Source organism: Pseudomonas sp. MYb118 (genome assembly GCF_040947875.1).
Classification (GTDB): domain Bacteria; phylum Pseudomonadota; class Gammaproteobacteria; order Pseudomonadales; family Pseudomonadaceae; genus Aquipseudomonas.
In genome coordinates this window covers 654,899-669,876 of record NZ_JBFRXN010000002.1, presented here as the reverse complement: position 1 = coordinate 669,876, position 14,978 = coordinate 654,899, and the positions used below count along the sequence as shown (strand labels likewise).

General features: G+C 63.0%; 14 protein-coding genes. 10 read left to right on the top strand and 4 right to left on the bottom strand.

Annotation, left to right across the window (positions count from 1 at the left end; translation table 11 throughout):
- Positions 1-71 precede the first annotated feature (71 nt).
- Both ABVN20_RS08830 and ABVN20_RS08825 read left to right on the top strand, forming a co-directional pair.
- Positions 72-716 carry an MBL fold metallo-hydrolase gene (locus ABVN20_RS08830; RefSeq protein WP_368555274.1) on the top strand — a complete coding sequence of 215 codons (645 nt, stop codon included), beginning with the start codon at positions 72-74 and terminating at the stop codon, positions 714-716.
- A gap of 93 nt (positions 717-809) precedes the next feature.
- Complete coding sequence (locus tag ABVN20_RS08825) at positions 810-1,538, top strand: OmpA family protein (protein ID WP_368555273.1); 729 nt, start codon at positions 810-812, stop codon at positions 1,536-1,538.
- A 459-nt stretch (positions 1,539-1,997) separates the two neighbouring features.
- Here ABVN20_RS08825 and ehuA read toward each other — a convergent pair whose 3' ends face one another.
- The 4 genes from ehuA to ehuB form a co-directional block, all read right to left on the bottom strand.
- Positions 1,998-2,792 (bottom strand): ectoine/hydroxyectoine ABC transporter ATP-binding protein EhuA, encoded by a 795-nt coding sequence (ehuA, locus tag ABVN20_RS08820; protein ID WP_368557684.1) that lies wholly within the window; start codon positions 2,790-2,792, stop codon positions 1,998-2,000.
- Between the two features lie 80 nt (positions 2,793-2,872).
- The gene (ehuD, locus tag ABVN20_RS08815) at positions 2,873-3,529 is read right to left on the bottom strand and encodes an ectoine/hydroxyectoine ABC transporter permease subunit EhuD (RefSeq protein ID WP_368555272.1); all 657 of its coding nucleotides are present in this window, start codon (positions 3,527-3,529) and stop codon (positions 2,873-2,875) included.
- Positions 3,526-4,185, bottom strand: a complete 660-nt coding sequence (gene ehuC / locus ABVN20_RS08810; protein WP_368555271.1) for an ectoine/hydroxyectoine ABC transporter permease subunit EhuC — start codon at positions 4,183-4,185, stop codon at positions 3,526-3,528. The genes ehuD and ehuC overlap by 4 nt, the downstream gene beginning before the upstream one ends.
- A 62-nt stretch (positions 4,186-4,247) precedes the next feature.
- On the bottom strand, positions 4,248-5,105 hold the full coding sequence (gene ehuB / locus ABVN20_RS08805; RefSeq protein ID WP_368555270.1) for an ectoine/hydroxyectoine ABC transporter substrate-binding protein EhuB: 858 nt from the start codon (positions 5,103-5,105) through the stop codon (positions 4,248-4,250).
- Positions 5,106-5,385: 280 nt separating this feature from the next.
- Between ehuB and ABVN20_RS08800 the strand changes: the two genes are divergently transcribed.
- The 8 genes from ABVN20_RS08800 (at position 5,386) to ABVN20_RS08765 (ending at position 14,904) form a co-directional block, all read left to right on the top strand.
- Positions 5,386-6,780, top strand: coding sequence for a PLP-dependent aminotransferase family protein (locus ABVN20_RS08800; protein ID WP_368555269.1), 1,395 nt, complete (start codon positions 5,386-5,388; stop codon positions 6,778-6,780).
- A 106-nt stretch (positions 6,781-6,886) separates the two neighbouring features.
- Positions 6,887-7,858 (top strand): hydroxyectoine utilization dehydratase EutB, encoded by a 972-nt coding sequence (gene eutB, locus ABVN20_RS08795; protein ID WP_368555268.1) that lies wholly within the window; start codon positions 6,887-6,889, stop codon positions 7,856-7,858.
- Positions 7,859-7,894: 36 nt separating this feature from the next.
- Complete coding sequence (gene eutC / locus ABVN20_RS08790; RefSeq protein ID WP_368555267.1) at positions 7,895-8,887, top strand: ectoine utilization protein EutC; 993 nt, start codon at positions 7,895-7,897, stop codon at positions 8,885-8,887.
- A gap of 54 nt (positions 8,888-8,941) precedes the next feature.
- Entirely contained in the window at positions 8,942-10,132 is a 1,191-nt protein-coding gene (doeA, locus tag ABVN20_RS08785) for an ectoine hydrolase DoeA (protein WP_368555266.1), read from the top strand.
- A gap of 4 nt (positions 10,133-10,136) precedes the next feature.
- Positions 10,137-11,138 (top strand): N(2)-acetyl-L-2,4-diaminobutanoate deacetylase DoeB, encoded by a 1,002-nt coding sequence (doeB, locus tag ABVN20_RS08780; RefSeq protein ID WP_368555265.1) that lies wholly within the window; start codon positions 10,137-10,139, stop codon positions 11,136-11,138.
- 134 nt (positions 11,139-11,272) lie between these two features.
- Positions 11,273-11,752 (top strand): Lrp/AsnC family transcriptional regulator, encoded by a 480-nt coding sequence (locus tag ABVN20_RS08775; protein ID WP_368555264.1) that lies wholly within the window; start codon positions 11,273-11,275, stop codon positions 11,750-11,752.
- A 268-nt stretch (positions 11,753-12,020) separates the two neighbouring features.
- Positions 12,021-13,493 (top strand): NAD-dependent succinate-semialdehyde dehydrogenase, encoded by a 1,473-nt coding sequence (locus tag ABVN20_RS08770; RefSeq protein ID WP_368555263.1) that lies wholly within the window; start codon positions 12,021-12,023, stop codon positions 13,491-13,493.
- Positions 13,494-13,518: 25 nt separating this feature from the next.
- Positions 13,519-14,904 (top strand): aspartate aminotransferase family protein, encoded by a 1,386-nt coding sequence (locus tag ABVN20_RS08765; RefSeq protein WP_368555262.1) that lies wholly within the window; start codon positions 13,519-13,521, stop codon positions 14,902-14,904.
- Positions 14,905-14,978 lie beyond the last annotated feature (74 nt).

The window sequence follows — 14,978 nt, the reverse complement described above, 5'->3', positions numbered from 1 at the left end:
AAACGCCTGGATTGCAGTGGCTGCAAGCCGCGTGCCTGTCGTGCTCGAGCCCGTTTTTTTCAGGAATACCCATGGACGCTGCAAACACCAAGCTGATCCGCGAAACCTTCCCCGTCGGCCCGTTGCAGTGCAACTGCACGATCATCGGCGATCCGGTGACGAAAAAGGCCATCGTCGTCGACCCAGGGGGCAATCATGAGTTGATCCTCGCCCGCCTCGACGCCCTGGGCCTGAAGGTGGTCAGCATCATCCACACCCATGCGCACCTCGATCACTTCCTGGCGTCCGGCCAGTTGAAGGAAAAGACCGGCGCGACCCTGCACCTGCACAAGGAGGATCAATTCCTCTGGGACAACCTGGAAATGCAATGCCAGATGTTCGGCGTGCCTTATACCCCGGTGCCGCCCCCTGATCGCTGGTTGGCCGATGATGAAGAACTGGCCTGTGGCTGTGGCGTGGCGCTGCATACTCCCGGGCATACGCCGGGCTCCATGAGCTTCTGGTTCTCCGACGCCAAGCTGCTGATTGCCGGCGACACGTTGTTCCGTCGCGGTGTTGGTCGCACCGACTTGTGGGGCGGTGACCAGGCGTCCATCGTGCGTTCGATCAAGCAGCGCCTGTATACCCTCGACGAGGAAGCCACCGTAGTGGCGGGGCATGGGCCGGACACGCGGCTGGGCGATGAAATGCGCGAGAACCCGTTCGTGCGGGCCTGATTTGTAACAAGCGGAATTTTCATCGGGCGAAATGATCAAACGCCCGCAAGGCCGATGTCTTGCACCACAGAATGAAAAACCAGGAGCACCTTCATGTTCACCAAAAGTCGTCTGATCATTGCTGCTACCGCCGTGGCGATCCTGTCCGGTTGTGCATCGCCCAACCCATACGACAACCAGGGGCAGGCCGACACGGGCTCCCAAGGCATGAGCAAAACCGCCAAATACGGCGGCCTGGGCGCATTGGCCGGTGCCCTGGCCGGTGCCGCGATTGACCACAACAACCGTGGCAAGGGCGCGCTGATCGGCGCAGCAGTCGTCGGTGCGTCGGCTGCCGGTTACGGTTACTACGCCGACCAGCAGGAAAAGAAACTGCGCGCCAGCATGGCCAACACCGGTGTTGAGGTGCAGCGTCAGGGTGACCAGATCAAGCTGATCATGCCGGGCAACATCACCTTCGCCACCGATTCGGCGAACATCGCCCCCAGCTTTTACCAGCCGCTGAACAACCTGGCCGGCTCGCTGAAGGAATTCAACCAGAACCAGATCGAGATCGTCGGCTACACCGACAGCACCGGCAGCCGCCAGCACAACATGGACCTGTCCCAGCGTCGGGCCCAGAGCGTGGCGACCTACCTGACCTCGCAGGGCGTCAGCGGTGCCAACCTGAGCTCCCGTGGCGCCGGCCCGGACAACCCGGTGGCCAGCAACGCCGACGTCAACGGCCGCGCCCAGAACCGCCGCGTAGAGGTCAACCTCAAGGCGATTCCGGGTCAGCAGTATGGTGGTCAGCAGCAGGGTAACGTTCAGCAGTACCCTTGATACCCGGCTCAATGAAAAAGCCCGATCTGATGATCGGGCTTTTTTTTTGTGTGAATTTTACCGGTCCCATCGCGAGCAGGCTCGCCCTGAGGCCGGCACATCCAACATCACCATTGCCTGACACACCGCTTTCGCGGGCACATGCAACATCACCGTTACCTGACACACCGCTTTCGCGAGCAGGCTCGCTCCCACAGTAGATTGCATTTGCCTGACACAACCCGGGCACCTGTGGGAGCGGGCTTGCCCGCGAATGGGCCGGCACATTCAACATCACCGCTGCCTGACACACCGCTTTCGCGGGCAAGCCCGCCCTGTAGGAGCGAGCTTGCTCCGGGCGGCGTTCCGACGATGAGGCCAGCACATGCAACATCACCGTTGCCTGACACACCGCTTTCGCGAGCCTGCTCGCTCCTACAGGGCGAGCAGGCTCGCGATGGGGCCAGGTCGGCCAACCGCTCAGTTAGCCTCCTTCACCGCACTGAGAAACGCGCAGGTCCTTTCCTGCTGCGGATGCTCGAAGATCTGCGCCGGGGTGCCCTGTTCGTGGATCTGCCCCTTGTAGAAGAAGCACACGCGATCAGCGAACTCGCGGGCGAAGCCCATCTGGTGGGTGACCATCAGCATCGTCAGATTGTGTTCGGCGCCGAGCTTGCGGATCACGTTGAGCACTTCGCCGCACAGCTCCGGGTCGAGCGCCGAGGTGACTTCGTCAAACAGCATGACCTTGGGCCGCATCGCCAGCGCGCGAGCAATCGCCACCCGTTGTTGCTGGCCGCCGGACAGCTGCGAAGGGTAATGCCCCAGCTTGCTGCCCAGGCCCACCAATTCCAGCAGGTCCGCCGCGCGCTCGCGGGCTTCGGCCGGTTTCATGCCCAGTACCTGCACGGGGGCCTCGATCACGTTCTGCAACGCGGTCATGTGCGGGAACAGGTTGAAGCTCTGGAACACCATGCCGATCTTGCCGCGCACCCGGCGGATGTGCCGGTCGTTGGCCGGCACCAGCACGCCATTGCGATTGGGCATGTGGGTCAGCAAGTCATCTTCGATGCGGATCACCCCGTCGTCGATGCCTTCCAGGGTCATGAGCACCCGCAAGAGCGTGGACTTGCCCGAGCCACTGGGGCCGATGATCGCGACTTTCTCACCGGGCGTGACATCCAGATTCAAGTGGTCGAGCACCGTGAAGTTGCCATAACTCTTGGTGACGTCCTGGAAACTGACGATGGGCTTGACCGCTTTCGGTTGATGCATGGCCGGGGCCTCCTGCGGATGCAGCGGTGTCAGGTTGCCGCGCCGGGAAAGGTCGTGGGAAGTCGAGAGTGGAGAAGTCATTAGCGTAGCTCCAGGCGCAGTTCGAGGCGCCGTACCAGATAAGCCAGGGCGATGCTCAGGGCGAGGAAAAACAGGCCGACCATGGTGATCGGTTCCAGGTAGCGGAAGTTCTCGGAGCCGATGTTCTTGGCCTGTTGCATGATTTCGACCACGGTGATGGCCGACAGCACCGGCGTGTCCTTGAGCATCGCCACCAGGTAGTTGCCCAACGGCGGCAGGATCGGCCGCAGGGCCTGGGGCAGGATGATGTTGCGGTAGGCGCTGTACGGAGCGATGTTCAGCGCGGTGACGGCTTCCCATTGTGCCCGTGGCACGGCGTCCAGCCCGCCGCGATAGACCTCGGCGATGTAGCAGGCGTAATGCACGCCGATGCCGACGATCCCGACCTGCATGGCCGACATGCTCACCCCGTAGTTGGGCAGCACGTAGTAGAGGAAATACACCTGGATCAGCAGCGGTGTGCTACGGATGAATTCGATGGTCCCGGCAATCGGCCACGACACCCAGTACAGGCGGCTGCGCCTGCCAATGGCGAGAAACAGCCCCAGCACGATGGCGATCAGGAAGCCGATCAGGGTAATGCCCACGGTGTTGAGTGAGGCGCGCAGCAGGTCGGGCAGGATCTGCCAGGCATACGTCCAGTCGAACAGGGTCATGACAGACCTCCACGCATCCGGCCGCGTGCCAGGCGACGCTCGATGCCGCGCATGCCGAGGTTGATGGCCTGGGCGAGGATGAAATACATCACCAGCGCCAGGCTGAAGATTTCCAGGGTCTGGAACGTGGCCTGATCCAGTTGCCGGGCGCGAAAGCTCAGGTCGGACAGGGTGATCAGCGACACCAGCGAGGTGTTTTTCAACAGTTCGATCAACAGGTTGGTGCCGGGAGGAATCGCGGCCAGCAATGCCTGGGGCAGAATGATCCGGCGAAACCGCTTGTAGCCACTGAAATTCAACGCGGTGGCCGCTTCGTACTGACCCTTGGCCACGGAGCTGATCGCACCGCGCATCACCTCCGCACCGTAGGCGCCGATGTGCAGGCCGAGTCCGACGATGGCCACGGCATAAGGGCTCAGTTCAATGTTGAACGGTGGCAATGGCAGTACGAAAAACAGCCAGAACAGTTGCACCAGCAGCGACGTGCCGCGAAACACCTCGATGTAGGCCACCGAAAACCAGCTCAGCAACCGCCAGGGCGACATGCGCCCGAGCGCGGCGAGAATGGCCGCGACAATCGCCAGCAACGAACCGAAGAAGGTCACCTGGAGCGTGACCCAGGCGCCTTGTATCAACAGCGGAAGTAATTCACCCATGGTTCAACATCCCGATTAAGCAGGGAAATAGGCATCACGCCGCAGCGCCATGCCTGTTTCGGCTATTGAGCGCAGAGCTCGGCGGCCGTTTTGCTTGTCACGTTGGATTTGTCGAAGCCAAACGGCGCGACTGTCTTGAGGTGGTCTTCGGAGCCCAGCCATTTTTTCAGCTCGGCATTGACCGCATCGCGCAGGTCCTTGTCTTCGGGGCGGAAGGCGAGGGCGCCGTAGCCGGTGTGCGCCGGGTCATCCTTGAACTCGGTGACCGCCTCGACCTTGTCACCGCCCTTGGCGGCCAGGCCTTTCATGGTCAACTGAGTGCCCACTGCGGCATCGGCACGACCGGCGCGCACGGCCTGCAACTGGGCGGTGGTGTCGGGCACCTGGAGGATCTGCGCGTCTTTCACGCCGGAATCCCGGGCATATTTGAGGTTGACCGTGCCGGCCATGATCGCCAGTTTCACCTCCGGATTCTTCGCGATGTCTTCATAGCTGTGCAGGTTTTTCGGGTTGCCTTTGGCGGTCAGCAGGGCATCGGGCAACTGATATTGAGGATCGGTGAAGATCACCTGCTTGCAGCGCTCGGGGGTGATGTACATGCCGGCGGCAATCACATCGAAACGTCCGGCGCGCAAGCCAGGGATCAGCGAGCCCCATTCGGTCAACACACCGTTGACCTGCTTGATGCCCATTTTGGCGAAGATGACCTTGGCGATTTCCGGCGACTCACCGGTGACGCGGCCATCGGTCTCGGTAAAGGCGAAGGGCGTTTCGTTGGCGTAGCCGATGCGGATGCTGCTGTTGCTGGTGATGTTTTCCAGTGTGGTCGCGGCATGGGCGCCAGCGGCCAGGCCGAACATCGTGCACGCCAGGAACAGGCGACGCAAAGCATGAGAATTGCGGGGAAGGGAATTGCTCATCGATAAAATCTCCTGTTTCTTGTGGACCCGTCGTTGACGGCTCTGTGTTAGGAGGCAGTGTGACAAGAGCAAAGCGTACGAGCGTCGATGTCAGGTTTGGACAGCGCACCGGTACAGATCGATTGGTTTTATTTTGCAAACCTGCTGACAAGCCAGGTGGTCGACCTTGGACCGAGCATACAAAAGCCCTGTGCCACATTGCATTGCACTAGGACAATTGCTTTGCACGGATTCTCGGGAGATCCTGTCGGCACGGTCAATCACGCGGGTTCCAGCGTTGATGAATAAGTGGAAAGCAGCCCTGGATGTCGCCCGCAGCGGCGAATCCAAATACAAGATCCTGGTGCAGGCCATCGCTGCCGATATCGAGCAGGGCGTGCTGGCCAACGACCAGCGTCTGCCGCCACAGCGCAATGTGGCCGATGCCATGGGCATCAGCGTGCAGACGGTGACCAACGCTTACAAGGAGCTGGAGCGCCAGGGCCTGGTGCGTTGCGAAGTCGGGCGTGGCAGTTTTGTCTCGCGGCGCATGAGCGACCGGGTTGCCACCTACATCCTCGACAGCCCCGAGCGAGCACTCGTGGACTTTTCCATCGCGCGCATCCTGCACACCCGCGAGCACGACCAGTTCTGGCGCGACACCTGCCGGGAGCTGAGCACCGAGGAGGATCAGCCGTGGATTCACGCGTTTCGCCCGATTGCCGGGTTCGAGTCGCACCGTGAAGCGGCGATGCACTGGATCGCCCGCCAGGGCCTCAAGGTCGAGCGTGACGATATCCTCATCACCAACGGCGCCGCCCACGCGATATTCCTGGCGTTGGCCTCGCTGGCCGGGCCCGATGATGTGGTGCTGTGTGAAGGCAGCACCGACCATGGGGTGATCGGCAATTCCCAAGTACTGGGGTTCACCCTCAAGGGCCTGGAAATGGACCGCTACGGCATCGACCCGGAACACTTCGAGGACATGTGCAGCAACGAGCGCATCACCGCACTGGTGTGCACGCCGAACCTGAACAACCCGACCACCACACTAATGCCCGACAGCCGCCGTCGGGAGATCGCCGAGATCGCCCGGCGCTTTGGCGTGCACATCATCGAGGACGACGTGTACGGCCCCTTGCTCGAAGAGCGCCATGCGCCGCCGATCAGTCACTATCTGCCAGAGCTGTCGTTCTACTGCACCAGCATGACCAAATCGGTGCTGACCGGTTTGCGTGTGGGTTACCTGGTCATGCCCAAGCGCCTGGCCCTGCGCACCGAGAGCATCCTGCGGGTCAACAGCTGGATGGGTACGCCGATGGTCTCGGAAATTGCCACGCGCTGGATTCGCGATGGTCGCGCCGATACGCTGCTGCGCTTGCAGCGGCAAATGTTGTCCGCGCGCCAGGCGATGGTGACCGAGCACCTGGGCGAGTATGTGCTGGGCCAGCATCCGCATGCCCTGAATGCCTGGGTCGCGATACCGCCGCACTGGGAGGTCGACAGCCTGGTCCGGGCCCTGCGCCATCGGCACATCGCGGTGACATCGCCCGATCCATTCACCGTGCGTGGCACGCCCAAGGCACGGGCGGTAAGGGTGTGTGTCGGCGCCGAATGCAGTGATGAGGAAGCGCGCGAAGCCTTGATCAACATGCGCGAAATTTTCGGCCAGTACCCGCGAATCCACGATTTCTGAGCAAGAAAAGCTTGGCGAAAAATTTGTCGGCTAAATTGCCCTAGTACATTCAGTGTGACAATCCTGCCCTCTTAGACTGCGCCCAACACCTCATCGGGACGCGGTCATGCCAGTGCTACAGCTCAACGATGTCTACCTCGCCCGCCAGCGAATCGAACCGCTGGTGCGGCGCACGCCCATGGAGCATTCGCCCAGCCTGTCGCGGCTGCTGGGGGTGCCGGTTTATCTCAAGCTCGAATCGCAGCAGATTACTGGCAGCTTCAAGTTGCGCGGTGCGAGCAACGCCGTGGCGCAACTCAGTGCCGAGGAAAAGGGTCGTGGCGTGGTCGCCGCGTCCACTGGCAACCACGGGCGGGCGCTGGCTTACGCCGCGTCCCGACTGGGGGTGAAGGCCACCATCTGCCTGTCGCAACTGGTACCGGGCAACAAGGTCCAGGCCATCCGTGATCTCGGTGCCGAAGTCTGCATCGTCGGCCATTCCCAGGACGATGCCCAGCGCGAAGCCCAGCGGATCGCCGCCGAGCAAGGCGCGACGCTGCTGCCGCCGTTCGATCACCCGGCGATCATTGCCGGGCAGGGCACGCTGGGGCTGGAGATCCTCGAGCAGCAACCGGACGTCGCCCAGGTGTTGGTGCCGTTGTCCGGTGGCGGCCTGTTCGCCGGTGTGGCGCTGGCGCTGAAAAGTGCCCACCCGCAGGTCATCACCCACGGCATCAGCATGCAGCGTGGTGCGGCAATGCACGCCAGCCTCTCGGCCGGGCACCCCGTGGAAGTCGAGGAGCTGCCGACCCTGGCCGACTCCCTCGGCGGCGGTATCGGCCTGGACAACCGTTACACCTTCAACATGACTCGCGCCACTTGCGATCACCTGCACCTGCTCAGCGAAACCGCCATCGCCAATGCCCTGCGCCATGCCTACCGCGAAGAACGCCTGGTGCTCGAAGGCGCTGCTGTCGTGGGAATCGGCGCCTTGCTCGAAGGCCTGATCGAGCCGTTGGGACCGGTCGTGGTGGTGGTCAGCGGGCGCAATGTCGACACCGACCAGCACCTGCGGGTGCTCGCCGGTGCTGAGGCATGAACACCCACCATAACGACTCCACGGGAGCACGCGTCGATGAGTGAAATCACGTTGTTGAGCGAAGCCGATCTGCGCGCCTGTGTGGCGCTGGATTTGCCCAGTATCGAAGCCGTCGAGCAAGCCTTCGTGCTGCTGGCCACTGCTGCGGTGGCAATGCCGCCGATCCTGCGCCTGGACATTCCCGAGCACAACGGCGAGGTGGATGTGAAAACCGCCTACCTGCCGGGCCTCGAGCGCTTTGCGATCAAGGTCAGCCCGGGATTTTTCGATAACCCGAAACTCGGCCTGCCCAGCCTCAACGGCATGATGATGCTGCTGTCGGCGCGCACCGGCCTGCTCGACGCCTTGTTGCTGGACAACGGTTACCTGACGGCCGTGCGCACGGCGGCGGCCGGGGCGGTGGCGGCGCGGGCGCTGTCGCGGGCCGACAGCCGCAGCGTGGCGCTGATCGGCGCCGGCGAGCAGGCCGCATTACAGTTGCAGGCGCTGCGCCTGGTGCGTCCCATCGACAACGTACGGGTGTGGGCACGGGACTCGGCCAAGGCCCAGGCCTTCTGCGTCGAATTGGCCCGCGACAGCGGCCTGGACGTGCGGCCCTGTGCGAGCGTCGACGAGGCCATGACCGGGGTCGATATCGCCATCACCTGCACACCGAGCCGTGAGCCGTTGATCGACGTGCGCCATTTGCATCCTGGCCTGCACATTACCGCCATGGGGTCGGATGCCGAGCACAAGAACGAAATTGCCCCGCAGGCGTTGGCGCAGGTCGACCGCTACGTGGCTGATCGCCTGAGCCAGACACGCATTCTCGGCGAGTTGCACCACGCCTTGGCCGCGGGCGTCATCAGCGATGAGGCGGGCTTTGCCGAGCTGGGCCAGGTGCTGGCCGGCCAACGACCCGGTCGCACGCAGGCCACGCAAGTCACCCTGTGTGACCTCACCGGTACCGGCGCCCAGGACACGGCCATGGCCAATCTGGCGTTCGAGCGTGCGCGCTCGGCCGGCAAAGGGTTTCAGTTCGGCAGCTGACTGTTTTTTATCCGCGCGTCATTTATCCCGCTTCATCTACACGAGGGCAGGTACATGTCTCAGATAGTCGTCAATCTCCCGTTCAGCCGGGAGGAATATGCGCAGCGGCTGGCCAAGGTGCGAGTGGCCATGCAGGCCCAGGGCATCGAGCTGTTGCTGGTCACCGATCCATCGAACATGGCCTGGCTGACCGGCTACGACGGTTGGTCGTTTTATGTTCACCAGTGCGTGCTGCTGGCGCTGGATGGCGAGCCGGTGTGGTTCGGACGCGGCCAGGATGCCAACGGCGCCAAGCGCACGGTGTTCATGCAGCAGGACAACATCGTCGGTTACCCGGACATCTACGTGCAGTCCCGCGAGCGCCATCCCATGGACTACCTGTCGCGGGAAGTGATCGCCGCCCGGGGTTGGGAGGCGCTGACCATCGGCGTTGAAATGGACAACTACTATTTCAGCGCTGCAGCCTATCTGTCGCTGCAGAAGAATCTGCCCAAGGCCAGGCTGGTCGATGCGGTCGGGCTGGTGAACTGGCAGCGGGCGGTCAAGTCGCCACAGGAAATCGCCTACATGCGCATCGCCGCGCGCATCGTCGAAAACATGCACGGGCGGATCCTCGAACGGATCGAGCCGGGCATGCGCAAGAACGAGCTGGTGGCCGAGATCTACAGCAGCGGCATCCAGGGCGCCGACGGCCATGGCGGTGATTACCCGGCCATCGTGCCGTTGTTGCCGACCGGTGCCGATGCCAGCGCGCCGCACCTGACCTGGGACGATTCGCCATTCGAAACAGGCGCCGGCACCTTTTTCGAGATCGCCGGTTGCTACAAGCGTTACCACTGCCCGTTGTCGCGCACGGTGTTCCTGGGCAAGCCGCCACAACATTTCCTCGAGGGCGAGAAAGCCGTGGTCGAAGGCATCGCCGCCGGCCTGGAAGCGGCCAAGCCGGGCAACACCACCGGTGACATCGCCGTGGCGTTTTTCAAGGTGCTGGAGAAGTTCGGCATCCACAAGGACAGCCGCTGCGGCTACCCGATCGGTATCAGTTATCCGCCGGACTGGGGCGAGCGCACCATGAGCCTGCGCCCCGGCGACACCAGCGTGTTGCAACCAGGCATGACGTTCCACTTCATGCCGGGCCTGTGGATGGACGATTGGGGGCTGGAAATCACCGAGAGCATCCTGATCACTGACACCGGCGTCGAGACGCTGTGCAATGTGCCACGCCAACTGTTCGTGAAGGATTGAGCCCATGAGCGATCTGCCTGCCAACCCGATCAGTGCCACGCTGGATTTCAGCCGCGAAGGCGTGCAGCACGGGTTTCTCAAACTGCCGTATTCCCGGGACGATTCGGCCTGGGGCGCGGTGATGATCCCGGTCACGGTCATCGCGAACGGCGAAGGCCCGACCGCGCTGCTCACCGGCGGCAACCACGGTGACGAGTACGAGGGCCCGGTGGCCCTGAGCAAATTGGCGCAAGGCCTGACGGCCGCCGAGGTCAGCGGGCGGGTCATCATCATCCCGTTCATGAACACCCCGGCGTTTCACGCCGGGCGGCGCACGTCGCCCATCGACAAGGGCAACCTCAACCGCAGTTTTCCCGGCAAGCCGGACGGCACGGTGACCGAGAAGATCGCTGACTACTTCACCCGCACCTTGCTGCCCCTGGCCGACATCGTGCTGGATATCCACTCCGGCGGGCGCACCCTGGATTTCCTGCCTTTCGCCGCGTGCCATGTGCTGCCGGACAAACAGCAGCAGGCACGTTGCGAGGCGGGCATGCGCGCGTTCAACGCGCCGTACAGCATGCGCATGCTGGAGCTGGATGCCGGGGCGATGTACGACACTGCCGCCGAGTCGCAGGGCAAGGTGTTCGTCACCACCGAGTTGGGCGGTGGCGGTTCGTCATCGGCACGCAGTGTGGCGATCGCCGAGCGGGGCGTGCGCAACCTGCTGGTGCATGCCGGGATTTTGCAGGGCGAGGTGCAGACGGCGCCGTCGGTCATGCTCGACATGCCCGATGGCGATTGCTTCATCGCCAGTGAACACGACGGTTTGCTGGAAATGTGCCGCGACCTGGGCGACACCGTGGACCAGGGCGAAGTCATCGCCCGGGTCTACGACGCCACCCGCAGCGGCGTGTCCCCGGTGGAGTATCGCGCTGCCCGCAGTGGCCTGTTGGCAGCCAGGCATTTCCCGGGGTTGGTGCAGTGTGGCGACACCATTGCAGTGATTGCGGACATACTGGACTGACGCCATGTACCCCTGTAGGAGCGAGCTTGCTCGCGATGCGGTGTGTCAGTCGAGATCAATGGTGACTGATACACCGCCATCGCGAGCAAGCTCGCTCCTACAGGGGGCCTTATTGATTCGGGAGCCCTTCGCCCATGCACAAACTCGATCGCTATGACCTGAAAATCCTGCGGATCCTCGCTGACGACGGGCGTATCACCAAGTCGAGCCTGGCCGAGGCGATCAACCTGTCGGTCACCCCGGCCTGGGAGCGTGTGCGCAAACTGGAAGCCCTCGGCCTGATCAAAGGGTACCGGGCGCAGATCGACTGGGGCGCGGTGTTCAAGAGCCAGCAGGTGCTGGTGGAAATCACCCTGGCCCGGCACACCGCGCAGGACATGCGCCGTTTCGAACAGCGCATGAGCGACGCGCCCGAAGTGGCCTTCTGTTACGCGACCGGCGGAGGGGTCGATTACATGGCAATGATCCAGGCGCCGGACATCGACCATTACCAGCGCTTCATCGACCAGTTGCTGCTCGACGACCTGGGCATCGAGCGGTACTTCACCTACATCGTCACCAAGACCATCAAGACAGCCGGGGCGTTGCCGGCGGAGCTGGCTCAGGAGTCCTGATCTCCAGATCACCACACAACAAACTGTGGGAGCGAGCCTGCTCGCGATGCGGTATCTCATGCAACAGTGATGTTGAAATTGCTGGCCTCATCGCGAGCAGGCTCGCTCCCACAGGGGGGGATTGATGTTGGTAGCCCCACCGCAAAAACCTCTGAATCACCCCCGCTCAATCAGAAAAAACCACCTGCCCACCCCCCACCAAACCGCAATTGCCCAACCCCTCGCTGCCCTAGCATGGACTCCACGCACACGGTTCGGAGTTCACGCCATGACCTACAAACATCCCTTGCTGTTCAAAGCACTTTGCTACGTCGATGGCCATTGGGTGCACAGCGACAGCGGCCACAGCATCGCCGTGCACAACCCGGCGGACCAGACGTTGATTGGCCATGTGCCCATGCTCGATCAGCCGCAGATCGTCGCGGCCGTCGATGCCGCGCACCGGGCGTTCGCCGATTGGCGCGAGCAGAGCCTCGAAGCGCGCGGAGCGATTCTGCGGCGTTGGGCGGCGTTGATTCTCGAGCATCAGGAAGACCTGGCGCGGATTCTCAGCCTGGAGCAGGGCAAATCCCTGGCCGAGTCCCGCGGTGAAATCGCCTATGCCGCCAGTTTCATCCCGTGGTTTGCCGAAGAGGCCCGACGCCTGTATGGGCAGAACATTCCCAGTCACATCCCCGGTGCTCACCTGGGCACGGTCAAGGAGCCGGTCGGCGTCTGTGCATTGCTGACGCCGTGGAATTTCCCTTCGGCGATGATCACCCGCAAGGCTGCCGCAGCCCTGGCGGCCGGTTGCACCGTGGTCATCAAGCCGGCCCACGAAACCCCGTACTCGGCGTTCGCCCTGGCGCAACTGGCGGAAGAGGCGGGGTTCCCCGCTGGTGTGTTCAACGTGGTGTTGGGCGAGCCGCAGATGGCCATGCAGACCCTGGTGCAGGACAAGCGCGTACGCTCGGTGAGCTTCACCGGGTCCACCCGCGTCGGTCAACTGGTGCTGCAAGCCGCTGCCCAGGACGTGAAGAAAGTCGCGCTGGAACTGGGCGGCAATGCGCCTTTCATTGTCTGCGCCGATGCCGATCTGACGCTGGCCGTGAAGGTGGCGGTAGAAGCCAAGTTCCAGACATCCGGCCAGGATTGCTGCGCCGCCAACCGGATCATGGTCGAGCGCTCGATCTATCCGCAATTTCTCCAGCGCTTTGCCGCGGCAGTCCGTGAGTTGCGTGTCGGCCCGGCCATGCTCGGTGAGCGTGAGCAGCAGGTCGATATCGGTCCGTTGATGCACCAGGCCGCCTTCGACGTAACCGCCGAGCGCGTGGCCGATGCCTTGCAGCAGGGCGCACAACGGCTGGTGGGGGGCGAGGCCCACGCACTCGGCGGGCTGTTCTACCAGCCCACGGTGCTGGCGGATGTCACCCCGCAAATGCGCATTTACCGCGAAGAGAACTTTGCACCGATTGCCGGGGTGATGCCGTTCGACACCCTCGACCAGGCCATCGAGATGGCCAACGACACCGAATACGGTCTGGCGGCCTACATTTGTTCCAATCGCCTGGACCTGATCTACCCGCTGATCCGCCGGCTCGACCACGCGATGGTCGCGGTCAACGGCGTCAAATTCACCGGCCATCCGATCCCGTTCGGGGGCATGAAAGCCTCGGGGCTGGGCCGTGAAGGCGGCACCGAGGGCTTCGAAGCCTTTGTCGAGACCAAATACTTCTGTCTGCACCATCAAGGCCAGTTCTGAGGCCCGACTTTTTAAGGAGATTGCCATGAACCAAGAATTCGACGCGCTGTTCGAGCAAGACCGTGCCCACTTCATGCACCCCTCGACCCACGCCCATGACCATGCCAGCGGTGCGCTCAAGGGGCGCATCATCAAGAGCGCGTCGGGCATCCGCATCCGCGACCATGAAGGCCGTGAACTGATCGACGCCTTCGCCGGGCTGTATTGCGTCAACATCGGCTACGGCCGTACCGAAGTGGCCGACGCCATCTACAAGCAGGCCAAGGAGCTGGCCTACTACCACACCTACGTGGGCCACTCGACCGAGGCCATCATCGAACTGTCGAGCCGCATCATCGACTGGGCGCCGGAAGGTATGAAAAAGGTCTATTACGGCCTGTCCGGTTCCGATGCCAACGAAACCCAGATCAAGCTGGTGCGCTATTACAACAACGTGCTGGGGCGGCCGCAGAAGAAGAAAATCATCTCCCGCGACCGTGGCTATCACGGCTCGGGCATCATGACCGGCAGCCTGACCGGCCTGCCCAGCTTCCACCAGCATTTCGACCTGCCGGCCGAAGGCATCAAGCACACCGTTTGCCCGCACTGGTATCGCAAGGCGCCGACCGGCATGGATGAAGCGGCGTTCGTCGGTTATTGCGCCGACGAGCTGGAAAAAATGATCCTGGCCGAAGGCCCGGACACCGTGGCCGCGTTCATCGGCGAGCCGTTGATGGGCACCGGCGGCATCATCGTGCCACCGGCTGGCTATTGGGCTGCGATCCAGGCCGTGCTGAACAAATATGACGTGTTGCTGATTGCCGATGAAGTGGTCTGCGCCTTTGGTCGCCTGGGGTCGAAGATGGGCAGCCAGCGCTACGGCATGCGCCCGGACCTGATTACCACCGCGAAAGGGCTGACCAGTGCCTATGCACCGTTGTCGGCGGTGATCGTCGGCGAAAAGGTGTGGGATGTGATCGAAAAGGCTTCCGAGTCCCAGGGGCCGATGGGGCATGGCTGGACCTACTCCGGGCACCCGGTCTGCGCGGCCGCCGCCCTGGCCAACCTCGACATCCTCGAGCGGGAAAACCTTACGTCCAATGCCGACAAGGTCGGTGCGTACCTCAACCGGCGGCTGCGCGAAACCCTCGAAGGCCACCCGCTGGTAGGCGAAGTGCGCGGTGACGGCATGCTGGCGGCGGTCGAGTTCATGGCGGACCGCGAGCAGCGCACGCCCTTCGATGCCGCCTTGAAGGTGGGCCCGAAGGTTTCGGCGGCTTGCCTGGAACGCGGCATGGTCGCCCGGGCGATGCCCCACGGCGACATCCTGGGGTTTGCACCACCGCTGGTACTGACCGAAGCGGAGGCGGACCTGATCGTGGGCATCACCAAGGAGGCGATTGATCAGGTGGCGGGGGAGGTGTTGGGCTGAGGGTTGTGAGTTGATGCTTATGGCCCTATCGCGGGCAAGCCCGCTCCTACAAGAGCACCGCTGGCCCCTGTAGG

Excerpts from the sequence above, each read along its gene's own strand:
- ABVN20_RS08765 (WP_368555262.1), top strand. The coding sequence starts at position 13,519 with ATGAACCAAGAATTCGACGCGCTGTTCGAGCAAGACCGTGCCCACTTC.
- ABVN20_RS08800 (WP_368555269.1), top strand. The coding sequence starts at position 5,386 with ATGAATAAGTGGAAAGCAGCCCTGGATGTCGCCCGCAGCGGCGAATCC.
- doeA (WP_368555266.1), top strand. The coding sequence starts at position 8,942 with ATGTCTCAGATAGTCGTCAATCTCCCGTTCAGCCGGGAGGAATATGCG.
- ABVN20_RS08775 (WP_368555264.1), top strand. The coding sequence starts at position 11,273 with ATGCACAAACTCGATCGCTATGACCTGAAAATCCTGCGGATCCTCGCT.
- ehuD (WP_368555272.1), bottom strand. The coding sequence starts at position 3,529 with ATGACCCTGTTCGACTGGACGTATGCCTGGCAGATCCTGCCCGACCTG.
- ehuA (WP_368557684.1), bottom strand. The coding sequence starts at position 2,792 with ATGCATCAACCGAAAGCGGTCAAGCCCATCGTCAGTTTCCAGGACGTC.
- eutB (WP_368555268.1), top strand. The coding sequence starts at position 6,887 with ATGCCAGTGCTACAGCTCAACGATGTCTACCTCGCCCGCCAGCGAATC.
- ABVN20_RS08825 (WP_368555273.1), top strand. The coding sequence starts at position 810 with ATGTTCACCAAAAGTCGTCTGATCATTGCTGCTACCGCCGTGGCGATC.
- ABVN20_RS08830 (WP_368555274.1), top strand. The coding sequence starts at position 72 with ATGGACGCTGCAAACACCAAGCTGATCCGCGAAACCTTCCCCGTCGGC.
- eutC (WP_368555267.1), top strand. The coding sequence starts at position 7,895 with ATGAGTGAAATCACGTTGTTGAGCGAAGCCGATCTGCGCGCCTGTGTG.
- doeB (WP_368555265.1), top strand. The coding sequence starts at position 10,137 with ATGAGCGATCTGCCTGCCAACCCGATCAGTGCCACGCTGGATTTCAGC.
- ehuC (WP_368555271.1), bottom strand. The coding sequence starts at position 4,185 with ATGGGTGAATTACTTCCGCTGTTGATACAAGGCGCCTGGGTCACGCTC.
- ehuB (WP_368555270.1), bottom strand. The coding sequence starts at position 5,105 with ATGAGCAATTCCCTTCCCCGCAATTCTCATGCTTTGCGTCGCCTGTTC.
- ABVN20_RS08770 (WP_368555263.1), top strand. The coding sequence starts at position 12,021 with ATGACCTACAAACATCCCTTGCTGTTCAAAGCACTTTGCTACGTCGAT.